Source organism: Paenibacillus selenitireducens, assembly GCF_002021565.1.
In the GTDB taxonomy this organism is placed as follows: Bacteria; Bacillota; Bacilli; order Paenibacillales; family Paenibacillaceae; genus Paenibacillus_K; species Paenibacillus_K selenitireducens.
This window is the reverse complement of sequence record NZ_MSZX01000002.1, coordinates 563,783-584,824: the sequence shown is the minus strand read 5'-3', so window position 1 is coordinate 584,824 and position 21,042 is coordinate 563,783. Positions and strand designations below refer to the sequence as shown.

The following is a 21,042-nucleotide window of genomic DNA, read 5'->3' as shown; positions in this document are numbered from 1 at the left end:
CAACCCTTACCATCTATTCATTTCATCTTATAAAAATTTTAAATTATTCCTTCGTTAATCCAGCCGCTACCTGAACTTCTGTAACATCTGTCGGAGCAGGAGCAGTTGCAGTTACAGGCAACTTGCCTACTTTTTGGGTCATCCCTTTGATAAGCTGCTCCACATCGATTCCTGATACGCTCTTCAACATTTCTGGCGCGGTAGCCATAAGCTGTGTCACATAATTACTTACACGTGCGGCTCCGTCCCCATTTCCCGTATCCACGACGGTTAACTTGTCGATGGACGAGATTGGTTCCGCAATCTTACCAGCCAATTCCGGAAGCATCTTCACAATAATATCGAGTACGGCCGCCTCACCGAATTTCTGGAAGGCTTCAGCCAGCTTCTCCTTCGCTTCCGCTTCCGCTAAACCGCGCAGCCGGATAACATCTGCATCCGCCGTACCTTTCGCACGCTCCGCATCCGCAATCGCGAGACCTTCAAGCCGCTTCTGCTCTGCATTCGCTTTCGCTTGCGCTTCGATCGAATATTGCATCGCTTCCGCTTCACGCATCTTCCGTGATTTGTCCGCTTCAGCCGCTTGTTCGACCGCATATTTATCCGCATCTGCTTTTTTCTTCACTTCAGCATCATACTGCTTCTGACGAACGAGAATTTCTTTCTCCTGCAAGTCAATTTCCCGGTCTTTACGTACGAGCTCTACTTTCATTTGCTCTTCAACCATCAATTGCTTCGCTTTTGCCTCTTGAATTTGGTACGCTTGGTCGGCTTCCGCTTTCGCTGTATCCTGTTCCTTTTTAAAAGAGGCAATCTTCAATTCCTTCGCTTTGCCTGCCTCTGCGATATTCGTATCCCGAATCAACTCCGCCTTCTGCCCTTCCTCTTCGGCTTTTGCTTTCTGAATCCGCGCATCTCTCACGGCTTCAGCTTCCGCGATTTCAGCATCCCGCTTCACTGCAGCGATACGAGGCTTACCGAGCGCATCCAGATAACCTTGCTTATCACGAACATCCTTGATTGTAAAGGAAACGATCTGCAGCCCCATTTTCTTCAAATCACGCGCCGCAACGCCTTGAACCTCTTGCGCAAATTTATCGCGGTTCCGATAGACCTCTTCGACCGTCATGGAGCCCAGAATGGCACGCAGATGACCTTCTAACACTTCTTGCGCCTCACCTTTTAACGCTTCAATAGGCTTGCCAATGAATTGTTCTGCTGCTGTAGCCACGTCTTCCACCGAACTGCCCACCTTGATAATGGCAACGCCGTCAGCAATGACAGGAACTCCTTGTTCTGTGTAAACTTCCGGTGTGGAAACATCCAATTTATGCGAGAGTAAGGATATGTACTGCGACTGCTGAAAGATCGGCCAGATGAACGCGCCGCCGCCGCGCACAATTTTAATTTTACGATCGGACTCATCCACAGAGATATTCGAGCCGCCCCCGAGGAAGGTACCTGTCACGAGCATGGCTTTATCCGGTCCTACCGTTTTGTAACGCGCCCAGAAGGCTAAGCCAAGAACAATAATCACTGCAATCACGATACCAGGAATTACGAGATAATCTGGAAATTCTGACATACAATCACTCCTATCTTAGATGGTTAATGGGGATACATAAACAATACCTTCGCGGACATCCACGACCACCACTTGGCTGCCGTCCGCTATACCTTGCGCATCAAAGCTTGCTGCAATCTGATTCGTATGACCAGCACCGATACGCACCAACACTTCACCAAATCCATTCGATGGGATGGTTACCGTGACTTCCGCAATTTTACCTTGCAGGTCGTTCATCGAGAACCCCGTCGAATTCTCACTGTTCTGCATCGGCTTCACATATCCAAAGAATACAGCCACCGCAAATCCGAGCGCAATCAAGATTGCCGCGAGCAAAGCCACCACCGTTGTCAACGGGGAGTACTTCGTCAGCAGGATTCCCGCACCGCCTAACGTGGTTATCGCTGTCGCAATGACCATAGGCTGTAAGAAATCAACGGATAAGAAGTCAAGCAGACCATCAAAAGCACTGCTAAGAATGTCCCCCAACACGACACTAACTAATGCAAATAACGCGCCCCCTGCCAGACAGCCCCAGTAAAATGCAACCATTTCACCCCTCCTCCATCTTGAAGATTTGACATATCATGTAATACGCAAAAAAAGGAAATTTGTTTCGAAATAATGAAAACCTATTCATTTCCTGCAAGATGTACCTCCAAAGAAAAGAAAAAGAGGGGCATTCGCCCCCCCTCATCATGCCTGATATAGCTGTGCTCGAACAGCCATCAATGCGAACCCCAATAGGTTCGTTCCTTGCCAGATTATCGCTTACAACGAAGCGCGGTAAATCGCAAGCACATCTTTATGATTCAGGCGCTTGAAGTTCCCGAATTCACCGAACATGACAGCTTTATCCGCCATCGTGTCTAATTGGGAATCGTCAATATCATAATCTGCTAACCGACTAGGCGCCTCAATGGAGTTCCAGAACGCCCGAAGTGCATCAATGCCTTCGATCGCTACTTCACGGTCTGTCTTGCCTTCCGGTTGAACCCCAAATACATTCACCGCCATCTGCTTAAAGCGGCCTTCATTGCCATCCAACACATGTTTCATCCAGTTCGGGAATAGGATCGCCAATCCGCCGCCATGCGGGATATCGTATACAGCGGATACGGCATGCTCAATGTTATGTGATGCCCAGTCCCCGTTGTATCCCATGTTCAAGACCCCATTCAACGCCATCGTGCCACAATAAAGGATGGTTGAGCGGTGCTCATAACTCTCGAGATCCTCAAGCAGCTTGGGAGCCGTCTCAATGACTGTGCGGAGCAGCGCTTCACAGAATCCGTCCTGCAATGGCGTATTCGCTTCGTGATGGAAGTAATGTTCGAACACATGGGCCATCATGTCCACCATGCCGTAGATCGTCTGATTCTTCGGCAAGGTCATCGTGTAAACCGGATCAAGAATGGAGAATTTCGGATAAACCAATGCACTGCCCCATCCAAGCTTCTCCTTCGTGTCCCAATTCGTTACAACCGAATTGCCATTCATCTCGGAACCTGTTGCTGCAATCGTCAGTACCGTCCCCAAAGGAAGGGCGTCTTGCGCTACAGCTTTGCGCGTGAAGAAATCCCATGCATCACCATCATATTTCGCGCCTGCTGCGATCGCTTTGGCACAGTCAAGAACACTGCCCCCGCCGACAGCAAGAATGAGATCGATTTGCTCTTTCTTGCAAATTTCTACCCCTTTATGTACCGTAGACAACCGCGGATTCGGCTCCACTCCGCCCATCTCGATGACAAAAGCATCGATCGATTCTAGGTTCTGGATCACATGGTCAAACAGTCCGCTGCGCTTCACGCTTCCGCCTCCGTAGAGCAATAGGACGCGAGAGCCGTATTTCGGAATTTCTTGCTTTAGTTGATCGATTTGACCTTTACCGAAGATCAATCTCGTTGGGTTGTGAAAATTAAAGTTATTCATTCTGTTCCTCCTCAGCATTGAGATACCTTTAGTATACCACTCGCAGCGATTTAACTTCATCTTTACGAAAAAGGGAGCCTGAAGGCTCCCCCTAACCATTACGCCTGACTTGCAGCGATTGCTTGCTCCAAATCATGCAGAATATCTTTAATCGATTCCGTACCGATGGAAATCCGAATCATTCCCGGTTGAACGCCTGCGGAAATTTGCTCGTCTTCACTTAGCTGTTGATGCGTTGTACTTGCCGGATGAATAATCAATGATTTCGAATCGCCTACATTCGCTAAATGCGAGAACAACTTCACGCTATTGATTAACTTGCGTCCCGCATCCACGCCGCCTTTAATACCGAAAGTCATGATAGCACCTTGGCCGTTCGGCAAATATTTCTTAGCCAGCTCATACGAAGGATGGCTTGGCAGTCCCGGGTAGTTCACCCACTCGACAGCATCCTGCTGCTCTAGGAACTGCGCGACTTGCAATGCGTTCGAGCTATGACGCTCCATCCGTAAATGCAATGTCTCTAATCCTTGGAGGAGCAAGAATGCATTAAATGGCGACAACGTTGCTCCCATGTCACGAAGTAATTGAACACGTGCTTTGATAATATATGCAATCGGCCCAACTGCATCGGTGTACACGACACCATGATAGCTTGGATCCGGTTCCGTTAAGCCTGGGAATTTCCCGTTTGCTTTCCAGTCGAATTTTCCGCTGTCCACGATCACGCCGCCGATCGACGTACCATGCCCGCCAATAAATTTAGTCGCGGAGTGCACGACGATATCTGCTCCATGCTCAATCGGACGAAGCAAATAGGGGCTTGGGAATGTGTTATCCACGATTAATGGGATGCCGTTCTCATGGGCAATGGCTGCCACAGCTTCGATGTCAAGGATATCCCCTTTCGGGTTACCGATGGTCTCAGCATACAATGCTTTGGTCTTATCCGTAATCGCAGCGCGGAAGCTCTCCGGGTTGCTCGCATCGACAAAATGCACTTTGATTCCTAACTTAGCGAACGTGTTAGAAAAAAGATTATACGTTCCGCCATACAGCGTGGACGCCGATACGATTTCATCGCCAGCACCCGCAATATTTAGAATGGAGAATGTAATCGCTGCTTGGCCAGATGCGGTTGCTAATGCTGCAGGGCCGCCTTCAAGCGCAGCTACTCTTTTCTCGAATACGTCGGTTGTTGGGTTCATTAACCGGGTATAAATATTGCCGAACTCTTTCAACGCAAATAAGTTAGCTGCATGATCCGTATCACGAAAAGCGTAAGAACTCGTCTGATAAAGTGGTACCGCACGAGATAATGTCGTCGGATCAATTTCTTGACCGGCATGTACCGCTAAGGTTTCCAATGAAAATGAATGCTCTTGAGACATGTGAACAATTCCTCCCTGCATCGATAGGATTAATAGGTAATAACTGTATCTTCTCATATTTCCGCAGGGATGGAAAGAGTTTCCGTGAAATATATTTTATTCGCACATAATTTTGGATAAGACCTGATTAATATACTCCAATTCAGACGTTTCAATCTTCGAAAATGCCGTCTTCATACGTTCTCCGAGATTATTACGCAAACGCAAATAGGTCGCTCTGCCTTGCTCGCTAAGCGATAGCAATACAACACGACGATCCTCTTCAGACCGCTCCCGATGAATCAAACCCATATAGAGTAGTTTATCGGTCAGACCCGTTACAGCCCCAGATGTCACCTCTAGACTGTGCGCAATATCGGAAGCGCGGCACACGCCTTTCTGATATAACGTATTTAATACATACATGGAACCCGCGCCCAAGTGCTCCACTTCCCGCAGATAATTGCGGTCTGGCGAATTCCGGTGCAGAATAACCTCCATCATGTCATGTAATTGATGTAATTGCTGCTCTCGATGATGTTGTTCCTCTTCATTTGAATCTTGCTTATGATTGGACGACTCCACAATGATCCCCCTACAAACGATAATGACAATTTTCCTATTATATGATAGTTTCGGGATCAAATAAAGAAAAACCTTTCCGAGCTAGGCTCAGAAAGGTAATTGCTTCATACTATCTACGATGCTGTCCGAGCGACGAATGATCCACGATTCCTCATGCGCGATCGTCTCGCCTGGTTCAATCATAACTAACGGTCCCAGCGATTCCAATTCCAGGAAATCTTCATTGGTATATAACTCAAAAGAACAACCATAATCCGGATACACGGCATCCTCTCGATAATCGAAGGATTTCTGGAAGAGAACGCCATCGTTATAATAAGCCGCCCATTTCTTCGTTTGATTCATCCCAAATTTGAATGGCTCCGTACCTGCGCGTTGTGCGACGGTAATGATCTCATTGCCCCAATGAACACGGGAATCTGCCATATCCGTATAAGGCCATAGAATCAGTTGACGATTCGGTAATAAATCAGCATACATCTCAGGCTGAGGCACAAGCGCCGTGCCGCCTCCTGCCATCACGGACAAGGCCCATGGGGCTTGTTCAATCGCTTGATCCCCGACATTCGTTACCCGATGAATGACATGAATCCGCTCCTCATCGAAGGAAATGACGATTTCCTTCTGCGTATGAGTTACTTCGTCCACAACGGATGTGAAGCAGAGTCCCTCCTCCGTGGCTTGCCAAGCTACAGATCCCAGTGCAGGCTCATAGGTGTCAGGATATATCTCCGGGCTTAACCAGAAGCGATGTCCCCCATAAATGCGAAACCCATTATCTTGCTTATATTTACCGTCCATATCTTCAAAAAATACATTCTTGCCGCCGACCAAGCCGCAGTGAATAATGCGTGGACCATAATCTAAGGTAACCAGCAGTTGTATATCCTGATGAACGATTTCCAAACATGTTCCCCAATGTTCCGAGTCTATTTGTTGCCAGCGAGCCATACTCATGCTTCATCAATCTCCTTCCACCCCATACTTTGAACGAATCGGTTAAAGGCTTCCAATCCCTCTGCCGTCCGTTTATATACCCCTGCATTTGATAGAATTTCAACAAACTTATCCCCAACTTCGCGCTCTAACAGCTGCATCGCCTCTGCCTTTGTAGCCGCCTGACCATATTGCTCCAGGAGTTGATCCACCCAAGCGTGGTGTTCCGCAATAGAAGGATATTGTTCTGCAGCAGTTTCCTTATTCCATGACGATGGTTCGCTCAAAATCTGGGCAATCAGATCAAATTGAGTTTTGAGTCGACCCGGTAAGATCGCCACACCCATCACTTCGATCAGACCAATGTTCTCTTTCTTAATATGATGTAAATGACGGTGAGGATGGAAAATCCCTTCCGGATGCTCTTCATCGGTACGGTTGTTGCGTAGCACCAGATCCATTTCATACGCTTGCTTCGCATTGAATCGAACAATCGGCGTCACCGTATTATGCGGCACCCTCTGTCCATCCTTCTCACTGTACGCATCGATTTGCGCATCTCGATCCGAATATTCTTTCCACGCGTCATAGACGGAATTCGCAGCACGTAACAGCTCATCGCGATTCTTACTCGTTAACCGCAAAACCGACATCGGCCATTTCACGCGATGGATGCGGACTTCGGGATAAGCAGCATGTGCAAATCCGGTCTCAAGCCGCGATTTCTCAATCGGAAAGGTATGGTGCCCGCCTTGGAAATGATCATGGGTTAGAATCGAGCCCCCGACAATCGGGAGATCCGCATTCGTTCCCACAAAATAATGCGGGAATTGCTCCACGAAGTCTACCAATCGCGCAAATGTCTGATGCGTTAGCTTCATCGGTACGTGCTCGCTGTGGAAGACAATGCAATGTTCGTTGTAATACACATAAGGAGAATACTGAAAGAGCCACTGTTCTTGCGTGAGCTCCACCGGAATCACGCGCAAGTTCTGACGAGCCGGATGATTTAATCGTCCTGCGTACCCTACATTCTCCGCGCACAGCAGGCATTTCGGATAATGGGACGGCGCCGCTTGCAGCGCCATCGCGATTTCCTTCGGATTTTTCTCCGGCTTGGATACATTGATCGTCATTTCAATATCGCCATAGTCCGACGGGTGCTTCCAATAACTATTCTTCCGGATCCGTTCCATTTGAATATAATTCGAATCGATACATAAACGGTAGAATTCGTCGGTTGCCGCTGCAATGCCCTGTCCTTTGGCCGTCTCCCGGAATTGGCGAACAACCTCCGATGGTCTCGGCATCAACAGTCCCATAATCTTGGCGTCCAATAAATCAGCGTATGTCGTATTGAATTCCGGGATTAAACCGATGGAATATCCATATAGGATGAGCTCCGCAAGAATTGCATGCGGTTCTTCCGCAGGGGCTTCTTCAAGACGGTCTCCCACATAAGGAGCATCCAAGCGAAATAAATCAAGTAATCCGTTGCGCGTATAGTTCTCATCTTCAGCAGCAATCATGTTCTTATGACGAGCAAATTGAACTAGACGTTCAATAGCGAGTAACGCATTCTCTGGTTGTACTTGCAATTCCGTCTGCGTCATCATGGTTCTACTCCTCGTAGCCGTTCGGATGCTGACTATGCCAGTTCCATGCAGACGCTATGATTTGGTCCAATTTCTCACGCTCAGGCTTCCACCCTAATACTTCTCTTGCTTTGGCTGAAGAAGCAATGAGTACGGCCGGATCGCCCGTACGGCGTTCTTGCATTTGAACAGGGATGTCAAGTCCAGTCACTTGCTTCGCTGTCTCAATGACTTCACGAACCGAGAAGCCATTGCCGCTGCCTAGATTGAAAATATTGCTGTCTTTGCCGTCGCGTAAATATTGCACCGCGCGGATATGGGCGTCGGCAAGATCTGTAACATGAATATAGTCACGAACACAGGTGCCGTCTGGTGTTGGATAATCTTCACCGAACACGGCGATGAATTCACGCTGCTTCAATGCCGTCTGTAACACGAGCGGAATCAAGTGTGATTCCGGCGTATGATCTTCACCGATCAAACCGCTCTCATGCGCACCTGCTGCATTGAAATAACGAAGGGATACGTACTTCATTTCATGCGCATGATCGAACCAACGCATCATCCGCTCCATCGTTAATTTCGTCTCACCATAAGCATTCGTCGGCTCTGTACGATCCGTTTCTTCAATGGGCACCTTCTCCGGTTCGCCGTAGGTTGCTGCAGTCGAAGAGAATACAATCTTCTTCACGCCTGCTGCATTCATCGCTTCCAAGAGACATAACGTACCATATACGTTGTTGTCATAGTATTTGGCTGGATTCTGCATGCTCTCACCCACCAAGGAGTTCGCTGCAAAATGAATGACTGCATCAATGTTATTTTCACGGAATACTTGTTCCATGAAGCCTTTGTCTCGAATATCGCCTTCATATAATTTACCGCCACGTACTGCTTCACGATGTCCTTGATATAAATTATCCACTACAACTACGTCTTCACCGCGAGTAAGCAGTTCCATTACCGTATGAGAACCAATGTATCCTGCGCCGCCTATTACTAGAATTGCCATGATTGGATCGCCTCTTTTCTATGCATTTAGTTGTTCTACGCCGTTACCTACATCACAGACATAGAAGTCTGCATGAATGCCTGTTTTTTCTTCGTAGACTTTGCCTACTTGCTGAATGAACTGTTCCACTTGATCTTCATGAACTAACGAAACCGTACAACCACCGAACCCGGCACCTGTCATACGCGCACCCAATACGCCCGGCACGTTCAATGCCTCTTCTACCATTACATCCAGCTCGAAGCAGCTTACTTCATATAAATCACGCAGCGATGTATGAGATGCTTGCATCAGTAGACCGAAATTCACAAGGTCATTGTTCTCCAAATAATCCACGGATTTCAAGACACGATCATTCTCCGCTATCGCGTGACGCGCACGGTTGCGAACCGTTTCATTCGTAATATGATGCGCGAATTGTTCGAACGCTGGAGTCGATAATTCACAGAGCAATTTCAGACCCGGCACATGCTGTGCAAGAACTGCTACCGCCTCATCACACTCTTGTCTACGCTCGTTATATTTGGAGTCCACAAGACCTCTCCGTTTTTTCGTATTTCCAATGACTAATTTATATGGACCCGCTTGGAATGGAACCAACTTCTCTTCCAGCGTATCGCAATTTAATAGAATGGCATGATCTTGACGGCCGTTCGCAACCGCGAATTGGTCCATAATTCCGGAGTTCACGCCGACAAATTGATTTTCTACTTTCTGAGAGAGGACTGCAATCTCTTTACGGTCGGTTGGATGGCCCTCAAGTGTCAATAACGCATACATCGTGACAACCTCGATGGATGCAGAGGAAGATAGTCCCGATCCATTCGGAATCTCACCATGGAATAACAACTCATATCCATGGGTTACAGGGTATCCTGCTTGTTGAAGCGTCACCACCACACCTGTCGGGTAATCCGTCCAAGCATCGGATTTCACAGCCGGAAGCTCATCTAAAGAAATTTCACCCACACCGTCAAAATTAGTGGATCTCATCACGATCTTGCGATCTGTACGTGGACGAATAACAAGTGTTGTACCGAATTGCAAGGCTGCCGGGAATACAAAACCGCCATTATAGTCGATGTGTTCCCCAATTAGATTTACGCGGCCCGGTGCATGGAACCAAAAGAGTGGTTGGTCGCTCGGACCGTAATATTGTAAAAAGCTCGATTGTAACGTTTCGTGTAATGTGTTCGACAATGAGTCCACCTTCTCTTTTCTATGATTTACATTCAGTATACCGAAAGCAATCGGAAATGAACATAAAACGATGTACCCTCAACATGGATTTATGTGACTTTTTCTGATACGATATTGTAAAGTTAGTTCATTCCGTTCGAGGTGATCATTCAGTTGACAACGTTTCCAAAATATAGTTACTCTGTTGCCTCTAATCCGGTTCTACAGGATCAAAGTGATTTGCATGTGTTATTTTCCGGTGAGAGCCAGACCAAACCCCAGCATCGTCTGGGTCCGAAAGTCTATGACTATTATCTGCTTCATCATATTATCTCGGGAAAAGGAACCTTTACAGTAGAGCAACAGACCTATACGCTTCAAGCCGGAGATAGCTTTCTCATTAGTCCCGAGCAGATCATTAGTTACGAATCGGATGCGCATGATCCTTGGCACTATCGTTGGGTTGCCTTTGAAGGGGTCTCCGCAGCGCAAATCATCACCGAAGTCGGCTTTATCGACCGGCCTCCCATGGCACACATGCACGATTCCAATACTATTCTTACGTACATGCAATCCATACAACAGGCATTTCAAAGCCGCAAACCAAGCAGTCACTTGCAGGCGACAGGCTTCCTATACGTTATACTTGCCGAGCATAGCGAGGTGCTTCAACAGAACAATGAAGTATTAGACCATGATCAACAGAGTCAAAAAGCTGTAAAGCAAATGATTCGCTATCTGTCCACGCAATATGCCCAACCGATTTCCATCGAAGATATGGCTGAGAATCTAGGGTATAATCGTGCGTATTTGTCCCGCATTTTCAAGCAAGCCACGCAGATGTCTCCCGTGACCTTCCTGCTCAAGCTGCGCATTGATAAGGGAAGACAATTGCTTCGAGAACGTACGGATCTCAACGTGGAACAAATTTCTGCCTCCGTAGGCATTCAAGACGCGCTTTATTTCTCAAGACAATTCCGGCGCTTCTATGCCATGTCACCTACCGAATATCGCACTTCCATTACACAAGGAAAATCCCCTCTCTGAATCGTTGGCTCATGATTCCAGAGAGGGGATTTTGTTATAGCAAAGAACAATGTTCTTAAGTGAATTCACACTGCTCGTACGAAGGCGCTTAATTTGTCCAAAATGTCGCCCTCTTGCACAAAGTCATGGTTAGCGAGCAATACCAGCATGATCCGCTCTTCAGGATACCGCCTAAACTTGCACCAATACCCAGGAAGCCAACCGCCATGCTCAACATAACTCGGATAGATGTTCCAGCCATATCCATAATCGTGATTGGCGCTCACGGATGCATGCGGGGTGAACATCATCCTGATGGATTCGGAGGAAACCAGCTTATCCGTGTACAGGGCTTGATCCCACTTCAGCAAATCTTCGACCGTGGAGTAGAAATCCCCGGAGGCCATGACTGTCCCAAGATCATAATACATCGCCGGGATGATGCTGCCATCTGCTGCACTATATCCGTCTGATCGATGCTTCACGACTTTAGTATGCGAATCGCAGCCTGTGTGGGTCATCCCAAGCGGCTGAAGGATGTGATGCTGGATGAAGTTTTCATACGACATGCCGGATACGGCCTCTAGAATATAGGCAAGCATCGTATAACCGCAATTCCCGTATTTCCACCCCTCCCCTGGGGCGAAGAAGGCTGGCAAATCCTTGTACAGCGCAATAAAGCTTTGTTGATCGTATGACAGCTTTTCCAAATGGCCTGTAAAATGAGGCACGTCTTCAATATCGCGGATGCCGGACGTATGCGTCAATAGATGATGCAGCGTGATACGCTCATCAAATTCAGAGTATTCCGGAAAAAACGTTCGCAGTTTGTCATCCAGTCGAATGGAGCCTTTCTCCGCCAGCTGCAGCACCGCCATCGCCGTAAACGCTTTGGTCAGCGAAGCAATCCGGTATTTGGAGCCGACACGATTGGGAACCTCATGCTCTCGGTTCGCCAAGCCAAATGCTTCCTGGTATAGGACATTCCCCTCTCTTGCCGCGAGGACGGTGCCGCTGAATTGATATTCATCCGCGAAACGCTGCATCTGGTCCGCTATCTTTTGCCGCCAATGCATGATGATCCCCTCCCTCTTACAATCATTTGGAGCTCCAGTCTTTTTCCGTGATCACGTTCAGCTCCTTGCCGTCGGACGTTATCAATATATTCCCATGCAGCCCCGTGACATACACCTTCACACCGTTTTTCTCGTAACGCTTCACAACATCCAACGACTGCAGGATATTGCTGCTGATGATGGCGATTTGCGGGGATACCGCTTTGACAAATGCCGGCGATGATGACGTCGTATTCCCGTGGTGTGGCACGTGCATCATATCTGCCTTCAATGCCTGTGCATGACTATCCACCAGTTTATATTCGCGGTCCTTGTAGATGTCTCCTGTGAACAAGAACGTATTTTCCTTGTAAGTTATTTTCAAGACCATAGCTTGATTGTTGACTTCGGCAAAACTGAAATTTTTAACCGCTGCAGGCAAAGCGCCTGGGGGCGGATTCAACACCTCGACCTTGACGTCGCTGCCAAGCTGGAACGTATCACCGTCTTCTAAATATTCAACCTTCAGTTTCTTTTGATGCAGCGCTTGAACCGTATTTCGGTAAGCGTTCGAGTCATATGGCAAGTTTTCCATAATCATGGTTGAGATATCTTTGGATTGCAGCAGGGTCGCAAATCCGCCGATATGATCGGCATGCGGGTGCGTATTTACGGCATAGTCAATCTTCCCAATACCAAGATCGTCCAAATATTGCACGATTTGCGGACCAACCTCCGGTATACCGGCGTCGATCAACATCGTTTTTCCGTCCGGCGTCTCGATGAGAATGCTGTCTCCGGTATCTTCCTTGGATTTCAAATCAAAGTAACGTATCGTAAGTTGATTCTTGTATTTGTCATGATCGAATACTTCCTTCGTTCGCAGAGCCTCCTGCTTGATTTGGACAACAGGCTCCGTACTCACCGGATTTTCTGAATCGGTCTTGACTGTTGTGCAGGCCGTCAACAGCAATAAAGCCGTAATACCCAAGACGCCGGCATATTTCGCCAGCCGCAGCCATTTTTCGATGCTGAACATCATTTTGCTCCTCTCGACATTATTTGAAGGTTGAATGAGACATCGCGGCAACAATATATTTTTGTGCAAAAACAAACAGAATCACGATCGGAGCAATGACAATGACACTGCCTGCCATCAGCAAATGCCAGTTCAGCATTTCCGAGCCGCCGACCGAATTTTTCAACATCGCAATCCCTACCGTAAGTACCCGCATATCGTTCGTGTTCGTCATAATCAACGGCCAGAAATACGAGTTCCAACTGCCGATAAATTTCAGAATAATCACCGTAACGACCGTCGGGAATGCCATCGGCACGAGGATACGGTAGATGATATGGAATCGGTTCGATCCATCCACCTTGGCTGCCTCCAGCACATCGTTATTGAGCGATTTGAATGTTTGGCGAAGCAGGAAAATACTATACGCTGAAACGCCGTTCGGAATGATCAAAGCTAGAAACGTATTCAACCACCCTAACTTCGCCATCATCACGTACACGGGCACGAACGTCACCTGATCCGGTACGATCAATGCCGCGATGACGAGGAAAAACCATTTGTCCCTGCCCCAGAAGTTTCCTTTGGCGAACGCGTACGCTGCCAGCAAGCTGATATTCAGCTGCAGCACGACGATGCCGACCGTTTGAATTAATGTATTTAACGCATATCTCCCGAATGGCGCGGCGTGAAAGGCATCACTATAATTTTCCCAGGCGATTCGCTCCGGCCAAAATGTCGGGATGGCAGCCTTCAGCTCATCGGGCGACTTCAAGGACGTAATCAGCAGCCAGTACAGCGGAAAAAACATGAGCAGCGTTATCAGTATCGCCACCGTATATCTTGTTGTTATGAGCAATCCTTTACTTGACATCTGTCTCTCACCTATCCTTCATAATGAACCTTCCGCTTGGAAAGTGAAAACTGAATGAACGTAAAGAAAATAATGATAAAAAAGAAAATAATGACAAGCGCTGAAGCCTTGCCCGCCTTGAATTGCACGAAGGCCATTTCGTAAATCCACATGACCATCACCTTCGTCGTTCCTAATGGACCGCCGCCCGTCATTACGCTCACGGACTGGAATACCTGCATTGATGAGATAAACGACGTGATGACGAGAAACAGCGTTGTTGGCGAAAGCAGCGGTATTGTAATATGGAGAAGCTGCCTCCACTTGTCGGCTCCATCAATGCTTGAGGCCTCATAATATTCCGTAGGAATGCTGCGCAACCCGGCAATGAATATGATCATCGCAAACCCGACGCCCTTCCACACGGAAACGCTGACGACCGACCATAACGCAGTGGATGGATCATTCAACCAATACACCGGCTCGATGCCAAATACATGCAGTGCTTTATTCAGCACGCCGTATTCCGGATTCAAAATCCAGACAAACACCATGGATGCAATAACCATCGAAATGTAATACGGCATAAAGATAAGCAGACGCATGACTCCGAATGCTCTAGACCTATGGTTGAACAGCAGCGCAAGCCCCAAGCCGATCAACAGCGATAGCACTACATCCAGAATCGTGTACGTAAACGTAACTTTGAGCACATGATAAAATTGTTCGTCTCCTAGCAGCCGCTCGTAGTTTTTAAAACCAAGGTATTTTTTGATCGGCTTGATCAAATCCCAATTGGTCATGCTGATATAAAATGAAGATACGAGCGGAAAATATGTAAATATCGCCAAAAACAGCAATGCAGGCAAAGCCAAAGAAAAGTCCTTCCACTTTTCCAACGTGCGGAAGCCGAGCCTTCTTTTCCTCGGTATGGATTGGTCACTCATCTTCATCCCTCAATTTCATCAAGTGTAGTCGGTCTGAGCGACAGACTTAGACGTACAGGAGAGGAGAGACCGATGTCTCTCCTCTCAACGAACCGCCAATAAATTACTGGATAACGCAGCAGGCATGAAATTGCCTAACGGGTTAACGCATCATTATTTACTGGCGTATTCCGCCAAAACGTCGTTCATCTGTTTAGCAGCTTCCTTAAAGGAGGCTTCGACATCCGCATTCTCAAGTACGACCTTGCCTAACGCTTCTTTATAGAAATCGCTGACTTCGTCGTACGCCGGATGCTGATCGCGAGGCATCACGTTGTCAAAGTTGTCGAACACCGCTTTATATTGCGGGTATTTCGTGAAGTATTGTTTGCCTTCCTCCGATGTGATCGCTGACTTGCGTGTCGGAAGGTAACCGGTAAATTCCGCCCACTTGATGTTGTTCTCCGATTCGGTCATAAACTTCACGAATTTCCAAGCCGCTTCCTTCTCTTTCTCGGAAGCCATATCCATCATCGCGATGCCGGCCCCGCCGATTTGCGAAATACGTTTTTGATCCCCCGGCAGGAAGGATACCCCAATTTCGAAATTGGCTTTTTCCATGTACCATTTGATCAACGCGGACGTGTGCTCCACCATCCCGATTTTACCGTCAAAGAACATTTGCCGCATTGTGTCGGACGCACCTTTGCCGTATCCAATATGCATGTAGCCTTTGTCTTTCCATTCCTTGAACTTTTTCATAAACTTCATGCTGTCAGGCTGATCGATGGCGGACATGTTGTCTGATGTCAGAACCGATCCGCCACCGTTCAGAATCCACGGGTCATAATACCACGAAGACCAGCCCGGTACGGAAAATGCAAAACGTGTCGTCTTATTGCCTTCTTTTTGGGTCAACTTCTGCGCAAACGACTCAATCTCGTCCCAAGTTTGCGGAGGGGTTACGCCTTCTTTATCAAACATCGTTTTGTTGTACACGAACACCGAAGTGCTGACGATCAGCGGCAAGCCAAATTGCTTGTCCTGATAGTTGTAGGCCTTCAGCATACCTGAGGAAAAATCGCCCAGATCTACCTTATCGCGAGCGATGTAAGGCGACAAATCTGCCAGCATGCCGCTTTCGGAGAAGTTCGGTACTTTCGCGACCTCCACGTTCGTCACGGCTGGAACTTGCTTCGCTGCCACGGCCGCCATCAGCTTTTGCTGCAGCTCGTCATAGTCGCCTTGGAACACGGGTTCAACCGTGATATACGGGTATTTCTTATTAAACTCCTTGATCATGTAGTCGAGTCCCGCCGTTTGATCTTCGTCATGACTGTGCCAGTACTGGATCTTGATCGGCGTCGTATCCTCTTGGGCGGGCGGAGCCGTAACGGCTTCCTCCTTCGCATTGCTATCGGATGAACAACCGATAACAGACGTAAAGGTCAACATCATCAGCGTCAAGAGCAACAACCATTGCTTCATTTTCACAAGTAAATCTCCTCTCAGAAATGGGCTTAATCTATGAAAAACGTCGTTTTGACGTTCATCACCGGTACCGGAATCCAATGAAATACAAAAAAGAGACCACAATAAAAACCCTGAGCAATAAACCTACTTCCGCTATAGAGCATGAAGAGGAGTATCGGCCCTCAGGGTTTTCTCATAGTCTCTGCCCTTGTATCCCGATCCAATCATTTGGATTTGCTATTCAATTCCATAAATTCACTATAACAGCCGATTGTTAACGCAGCTTTACCGCAGTGTAAATGTTTGGTAAATTAAACACAAAAAAAGCACCTCCCGAATCATACTCTAATGATCTAGGAAGGTGCTTCGCTTCGGTTTTATTTCTTAGCGGGTACGATTTTGTTCGTCTCAATCAGCTGCGACACGGTGACGAACGAATAACCTTTTTCCTGTAAGGCAGGTAAGATAATCTTCAAGGCTTCGACCGTCTGGCTATGCTTCGGACCTTCCACCCAATCATGGAACAGGATAATGTCGCCGCCGCGGATATTATTCAATACCTTTTGGACGATAAAATTCACACCTGGAGAACGCCAATCTTTGGTATCCTGATGCCAGGACCAGAGCACAACGAGATAACCTTTTTCCTTCGCCAATTGAATGAGTTGTTCATTGAACATCCCGCCAGGTGGGCGAAATAGATGCGGCTGTTGTCCCGTGTGCTTCGCAATTAGGGCATGCGTATCGCTAATTTCCTTTTCCAGCTTGTTCACCGGCACTTTGTAGTTGAAATAGATGTGGTTATACGTATGGTTCGCAATTTCATGACCCTCTTTAGCTTCACGTTTCAAGAGTTCAGGCTGCAGAGCCACCTTTTTACCTACCACGAAAAACGTCGCTTTCGCATCATATTTCTTCAATAAATCCAGGATTTCCGGCGTCTGATTCGGATCTGGCCCGTCATCGAACGTTAAGGCTACAAGTTTGCGATTCATCGGAACATCCCATACGGCTTCGCCACGGGACTCGTAGTAATTGCGGCCTTTCCCCGAAGGTTTGTGCTCAATTGAAGCGGCAACCGGAATTTCCTTCACAAGCTCAGGCACATGCGTATCCGGATGGAGGGTAAGCATCAGCAACAATGAGAGGTACGATAACATTTGTTTATTCAACACTCCTATAGCTCTTTAGCTCTGATAAACATGAATTGTTATAGCTTCTCCACATATGTACAGATTATGTAGCGTACTCCCCGTTCTCGGAATCTTCTTCCTCAATCGCCTCTTCGCGAAGCTCGAGCAGACTGCGCAAATGTGCGGTCGACAACTCGGTAATCCACATCTCTCCTGACCCGACGACCTGTTCTGATAACGCACGTTTGGACTCAATCATCTCATCGATACGCTCTTCCAAGGTCCCTGTGCAAATTAATTTATGCACTTGAACGTTCCGTGTTTGGCCGATGCGAAACGCGCGGTCTGTGGCTTGATTCTCTACAGCAGGATTCCACCAACGATCAAAGTGAATGACATGGTTCGCACGCGTCAGATTCAACCCGACGCCCCCCGCCTTTACAGAAAGGACAAAAATATCAGGACCGTCAGGACGTTGAAATTGTTCAACCATCGTATCCCGATCCTTCTTCGGTACGCCTCCATGCAGGAATAACGGCGTAAGCGTTGACTCTGCACGCAACTGCTCCACGAGCATATGTCCCATTTTCACATATTGTGTAAAAATCAGAACGGCCTCCCCGGCATCTCGGATGCTGCGAACTAAGTCAAGCAGCTGCTCCATCTTACCTGATCGCTTCTCGTGTGATTGTTCGTCCTGTAAGAAGAGAGCCGGATGATCGCAAATTTGCTTCAGCTTCGTCAGACTCGCCATGACAAATCCTTTGCGCTTCATGCCTTCCGCTGTCTCAATCTGCTCGAGCATCCCTCTTACTGTCGTCTGGTAAAGCGCAGCCTGCTCTTTGGTCAAGTTGCAATACGCCTTCGTCTCGATCTTATCTGGCAAATCTTTACTAATGTTCGGATCTGTCTTCACGCGGCGCAATACAAATGGGGCTACGAGCCGCTTCAATCGATCCATCTTGGCTTCATCATGATCCCGTTCGATAGGAAGGGCGAACCGGGTACGGAAATTCGATGCTGACCCTAGGAAGCCGGGATTGAGGAAGCGAAAGATCGACCATAGCTCACTTAGACGATTCTCTACAGGCGTCCCGGTTACCGCTACGCGATAATCGGAGCGAAGTCTTAGAATACTCTGCGTCTGCTTTGCATGCTCATTTTTAATATTCTGTGCTTCATCCAGAATCAGGTACGTCCACCGTAGTCTCCGGAATGTAGATTCATCGCGGCCAACCAAATTGTAAGTAGAGAGTATAACATCATAGTCGTGCACTTCTCGAATGAAGTCATCCTCCTGAGGCCTAGCACTGCCGTGATGAATATAGACACGTAAATCAGGGGCGAATCGTGCTAACTCGCGGTGCCAGTTGCCTAACAAGGATGTAGGGCAAATAATTAACGCAGGCCCCATCGCGGCTTGCTGCTGATGCGCTGCCTCTCGCAATGCATTCCAATCGGTATCTAATAATAAAGAGATGATCTGAACCGTCTTCCCAAGTCCCATATCATCAGCTAAGCAGATACCAAATCCAAGATCCCGCATGGATGCAAGCCATTGAAACCCTGTTACTTGATACGTTCGTAATGTCCCATGAAGGTTATCCGGAACATCGCGCTCCTTCATTTGAAGCATCCAATCTCCATCCAGAAAGGTACGAAGACGACTTGGCAGCTCATATCCCGATACGGGAATGCCATCAAACTCCGCAAGTCCCTCTGTACTTTCCGCTGCAAGATGCATGAGTTCGCCCAGCGTCATTTCAACCGATGTTCGGTCCTTCAAGAAATGGACAGCCCGCTCCACATCTGCAGGATTTATTTCTAGCCATTGACCTCGAAATTGTACGAGCGGCTGTTGTAACCGCGTGAGCATTTCGAGCTCTTCGAAGGAAATAGGTTCATCGCCCACCGCGACTTGGGCGTCAAATTGAAGAAGTTGCTCCAGCCCGAACCGGCTTTGTGTCACGTTGGCAGATCCCTCTTCCAGCTGAGCCTCCAGACGGTTTGCAAGGCTCAATTTCACGCCAAGTCTTCTTCGACCTGCAGCCGTCCACCAGGAAGGCAATTCAACGACAACACCGCCATCCATCAGAATCTGGGCATAACGTAATAGAAATTGATATGCATCCTGCGTGTTCAGCACAATTCCATCCACTTCAGACACTTCAAGCAAGCGTCCTAGCGGCGGATAGGCGCGTGATGCTTCTTTCAATTTTCTGCGCAACACCTCTTGAATATGTCGAAATCGACGATGAAACCAACGTGTCTCTGACCGTTCTTCCTGCCAAATTTCCTCCACAGGAATGTATAAACTTAGATCATCTGCTGGTTGCAGGAATACGTGAAGACGCCATATCGGTTGTTGCGATAAATCCTCCTGTTGCTGTTCTTCTTCTGAATCAACGGAAAGCCTAACGCCTAACCGTAATTCTGCTGTTTCTTGGGGAGAGCGCAGCGGATGATACGCTTTGATCCAGGATTGTATATCTGCTGCTAATTGTTCGATCTCCTGCGTACTCGCAGCGAAATTAACAGCCGCTTGCGGCGATTTGACCGATTTCCACCACATCGCAGCTACGCGATCCTCCAGCATGTCTCGAGGCATCACAAGATCTTTCCAAGGTTGTTCTTTAAGGTTCATGCGATCGCGCACGCTGCTGTCTACGATAGCGATAAGGAAGGAGAATAGCGCCTCCTCAGGCGTGCGCCACGTAAGTCTCGCTTCATCACGCCCCACCATGGCAAGGCTGGATGCAGACATCCCTTCCGCAAGTCGATAAAAGATCTCCATATCCTGTTCACGTTCCAAGTTCGGCCGCCAAATCGCCTTTCCTGTCTTCAGCCCGATCTCGACATCAGGGACCCAGCTCTCTCTTGTAATTAGATCTTGCGCGAATAATGCGCATCGACGCCAGTAATGCAAATCCTTTCCGATCAGCCCCGGTTCCTTCAATCCCAACACTTGCTGTAACTCGATTTCGTAATCCGATTTCGTTAACAGTTGAACGATGGAGCGCGCCGGTAATGTAAACCCGATAACATCCCGTACCGTACCAAATATAGATCTAGTCTCCTGCCCAGGTGTGTCCGTCTGCCAGCCCGGAGGAAAACAGAGCTCCACTCTTCGCTGAACCCAAGGTCTCCATAAGCGGTCACCAGTCTCTTCCGCACGCATGCGAATGCTCTCTAATTCATCTTCAATATCCTTTACATCTTTCCAATCCCATCTATAGAAATAAAAACGATCTTCCAGCCATAATCCATTCCACTGCTCGTCTCTAACCAATATGTAATTCCCCTCCGCCAAAGTCCCTAACCGACTCTTGAGTTAAGCGGCATCGTTCAATATCCACTGTACTCAGTATAACCGACATTG

At 47.8% G+C, this 21,042-nt stretch carries 17 protein-coding genes; 1 reads left to right on the top strand and 16 read right to left on the bottom strand.

All coding sequences use genetic code 11. From position 1 onward, the window contains the following. Window positions 1-43: 43 nt before the first annotated feature. The 9 genes from BVG16_RS06930 to BVG16_RS06890 form a co-directional block, all read right to left on the bottom strand. A complete protein-coding gene (locus BVG16_RS06930) occupies window positions 44-1,585 on the bottom strand; it encodes a flotillin family protein (RefSeq protein ID WP_078497802.1) in 1,542 nt (513 codons plus the stop codon). Between the two features lie 15 nt (window positions 1,586-1,600). Further along, window positions 1,601-2,119, bottom strand: a complete 519-nt coding sequence (locus BVG16_RS06925; RefSeq protein WP_078497801.1) for a protease — start codon at window positions 2,117-2,119, stop codon at window positions 1,601-1,603. A 219-nt stretch (window positions 2,120-2,338) separates the two neighbouring features. Continuing rightward, window positions 2,339-3,502 (bottom strand): iron-containing alcohol dehydrogenase, encoded by a 1,164-nt coding sequence (locus BVG16_RS06920; protein WP_078497800.1) that lies wholly within the window; start codon window positions 3,500-3,502, stop codon window positions 2,339-2,341. A 98-nt stretch (window positions 3,503-3,600) separates the two neighbouring features. Next, window positions 3,601-4,893, bottom strand: a complete 1,293-nt coding sequence (locus BVG16_RS06915) for a homocysteine synthase (RefSeq protein ID WP_078497799.1) — start codon at window positions 4,891-4,893, stop codon at window positions 3,601-3,603. 96 nt (window positions 4,894-4,989) lie between these two features. Then, a complete protein-coding gene (locus BVG16_RS06910) occupies window positions 4,990-5,457 on the bottom strand; it encodes a MarR family winged helix-turn-helix transcriptional regulator (protein WP_078497798.1) in 468 nt (155 codons plus the stop codon). Window positions 5,458-5,544: 87 nt separating this feature from the next. After that, complete coding sequence (locus BVG16_RS06905) at window positions 5,545-6,414, bottom strand: hypothetical protein (protein ID WP_078497797.1); 870 nt, start codon at window positions 6,412-6,414, stop codon at window positions 5,545-5,547. Continuing rightward, a complete protein-coding gene (locus BVG16_RS06900) occupies window positions 6,411-8,009 on the bottom strand; it encodes a UDP-glucose--hexose-1-phosphate uridylyltransferase (RefSeq protein ID WP_078497796.1) in 1,599 nt (532 codons plus the stop codon). Before BVG16_RS06900 ends, BVG16_RS06905 begins: the two co-directional genes overlap by 4 nt. Before the next feature lie 4 nt (window positions 8,010-8,013). Then, complete coding sequence (galE, locus tag BVG16_RS06895; protein WP_078497795.1) at window positions 8,014-9,000, bottom strand: UDP-glucose 4-epimerase GalE; 987 nt, start codon at window positions 8,998-9,000, stop codon at window positions 8,014-8,016. A gap of 18 nt (window positions 9,001-9,018) precedes the next feature. Continuing rightward, window positions 9,019-10,200 carry a galactokinase gene (locus BVG16_RS06890; protein WP_078497794.1) on the bottom strand — a complete coding sequence of 394 codons (1,182 nt, stop codon included), beginning with the start codon at window positions 10,198-10,200 and terminating at the stop codon, window positions 9,019-9,021. A gap of 153 nt (window positions 10,201-10,353) precedes the next feature. Here BVG16_RS06890 and BVG16_RS06885 point away from each other — a divergent pair, with 153 nt between their 5' ends. Next, a complete protein-coding gene (locus BVG16_RS06885; protein WP_078497793.1) occupies window positions 10,354-11,226 on the top strand; it encodes an AraC family transcriptional regulator in 873 nt (290 codons plus the stop codon). Between the two features lie 65 nt (window positions 11,227-11,291). Here the strand turns inward: BVG16_RS06885 and BVG16_RS06880 are convergent, their stop codons facing one another. From BVG16_RS06880 to BVG16_RS06850, 7 genes are all read right to left on the bottom strand, one after another. Further along, window positions 11,292-12,281, bottom strand: a complete 990-nt coding sequence (locus BVG16_RS06880; RefSeq protein WP_078497792.1) for a serine hydrolase domain-containing protein — start codon at window positions 12,279-12,281, stop codon at window positions 11,292-11,294. A gap of 22 nt (window positions 12,282-12,303) precedes the next feature. Beyond that, the gene (locus BVG16_RS06875) at window positions 12,304-13,302 is read right to left on the bottom strand and encodes a ComEC/Rec2 family competence protein (RefSeq protein WP_078497791.1); all 999 of its coding nucleotides are present in this window, start codon (window positions 13,300-13,302) and stop codon (window positions 12,304-12,306) included. Between the two features lie 16 nt (window positions 13,303-13,318). Further along, window positions 13,319-14,152, bottom strand: coding sequence for a carbohydrate ABC transporter permease (locus BVG16_RS06870; protein WP_078497790.1), 834 nt, complete (start codon window positions 14,150-14,152; stop codon window positions 13,319-13,321). A gap of 11 nt (window positions 14,153-14,163) precedes the next feature. Then, window positions 14,164-15,078 carry a carbohydrate ABC transporter permease gene (locus BVG16_RS06865; protein WP_078497789.1) on the bottom strand — a complete coding sequence of 305 codons (915 nt, stop codon included), beginning with the start codon at window positions 15,076-15,078 and terminating at the stop codon, window positions 14,164-14,166. A 153-nt stretch (window positions 15,079-15,231) separates the two neighbouring features. Further along, window positions 15,232-16,545: an ABC transporter substrate-binding protein gene (locus BVG16_RS06860; protein ID WP_408635309.1), complete on the bottom strand. Its 1,314-nt coding sequence runs from the start codon at window positions 16,543-16,545 to the stop codon at window positions 15,232-15,234. 362 nt (window positions 16,546-16,907) lie between these two features. Then, a complete protein-coding gene (locus BVG16_RS06855; RefSeq protein WP_408635308.1) occupies window positions 16,908-17,702 on the bottom strand; it encodes a polysaccharide deacetylase family protein in 795 nt (264 codons plus the stop codon). A 64-nt stretch (window positions 17,703-17,766) separates the two neighbouring features. Further along, entirely contained in the window at window positions 17,767-20,952 is a 3,186-nt protein-coding gene (locus tag BVG16_RS06850; RefSeq protein ID WP_078497786.1) for a DEAD/DEAH box helicase, read from the bottom strand. Between the last annotated feature and the right edge of the window lie 90 nt (window positions 20,953-21,042).

What these genes read in the sequence shown, in the direction of transcription:
- BVG16_RS06930 (WP_078497802.1), bottom strand. Translation starts at nt 1,585, where the DNA reads ATGTCAGAATTTCCAGATTATCTCGTAATTCCTGGTATCGTGATTGCA.
- BVG16_RS06925 (WP_078497801.1), bottom strand. Translation starts at nt 2,119, where the DNA reads ATGGTTGCATTTTACTGGGGCTGTCTGGCAGGGGGCGCGTTATTTGCA.
- BVG16_RS06920 (WP_078497800.1), bottom strand. Translation starts at nt 3,502, where the DNA reads ATGAATAACTTTAATTTTCACAACCCAACGAGATTGATCTTCGGTAAA.
- BVG16_RS06915 (WP_078497799.1), bottom strand. Translation starts at nt 4,893, where the DNA reads ATGTCTCAAGAGCATTCATTTTCATTGGAAACCTTAGCGGTACATGCC.
- BVG16_RS06905 (WP_078497797.1), bottom strand. Translation starts at nt 6,414, where the DNA reads ATGAGTATGGCTCGCTGGCAACAAATAGACTCGGAACATTGGGGAACA.
- BVG16_RS06900 (WP_078497796.1), bottom strand. Translation starts at nt 8,009, where the DNA reads ATGATGACGCAGACGGAATTGCAAGTACAACCAGAGAATGCGTTACTC.
- galE (WP_078497795.1), bottom strand. Translation starts at nt 9,000, where the DNA reads ATGGCAATTCTAGTAATAGGCGGCGCAGGATACATTGGTTCTCATACG.
- BVG16_RS06880 (WP_078497792.1), bottom strand. Translation starts at nt 12,281, where the DNA reads ATGCATTGGCGGCAAAAGATAGCGGACCAGATGCAGCGTTTCGCGGAT.
- BVG16_RS06875 (WP_078497791.1), bottom strand. Translation starts at nt 13,302, where the DNA reads ATGATGTTCAGCATCGAAAAATGGCTGCGGCTGGCGAAATATGCCGGC.
- BVG16_RS06870 (WP_078497790.1), bottom strand. Translation starts at nt 14,152, where the DNA reads ATGTCAAGTAAAGGATTGCTCATAACAACAAGATATACGGTGGCGATA.
- BVG16_RS06865 (WP_078497789.1), bottom strand. Translation starts at nt 15,078, where the DNA reads ATGAGTGACCAATCCATACCGAGGAAAAGAAGGCTCGGCTTCCGCACG.
- BVG16_RS06860 (WP_408635309.1), bottom strand. Translation starts at nt 16,545, where the DNA reads ATGAAGCAATGGTTGTTGCTCTTGACGCTGATGATGTTGACCTTTACG.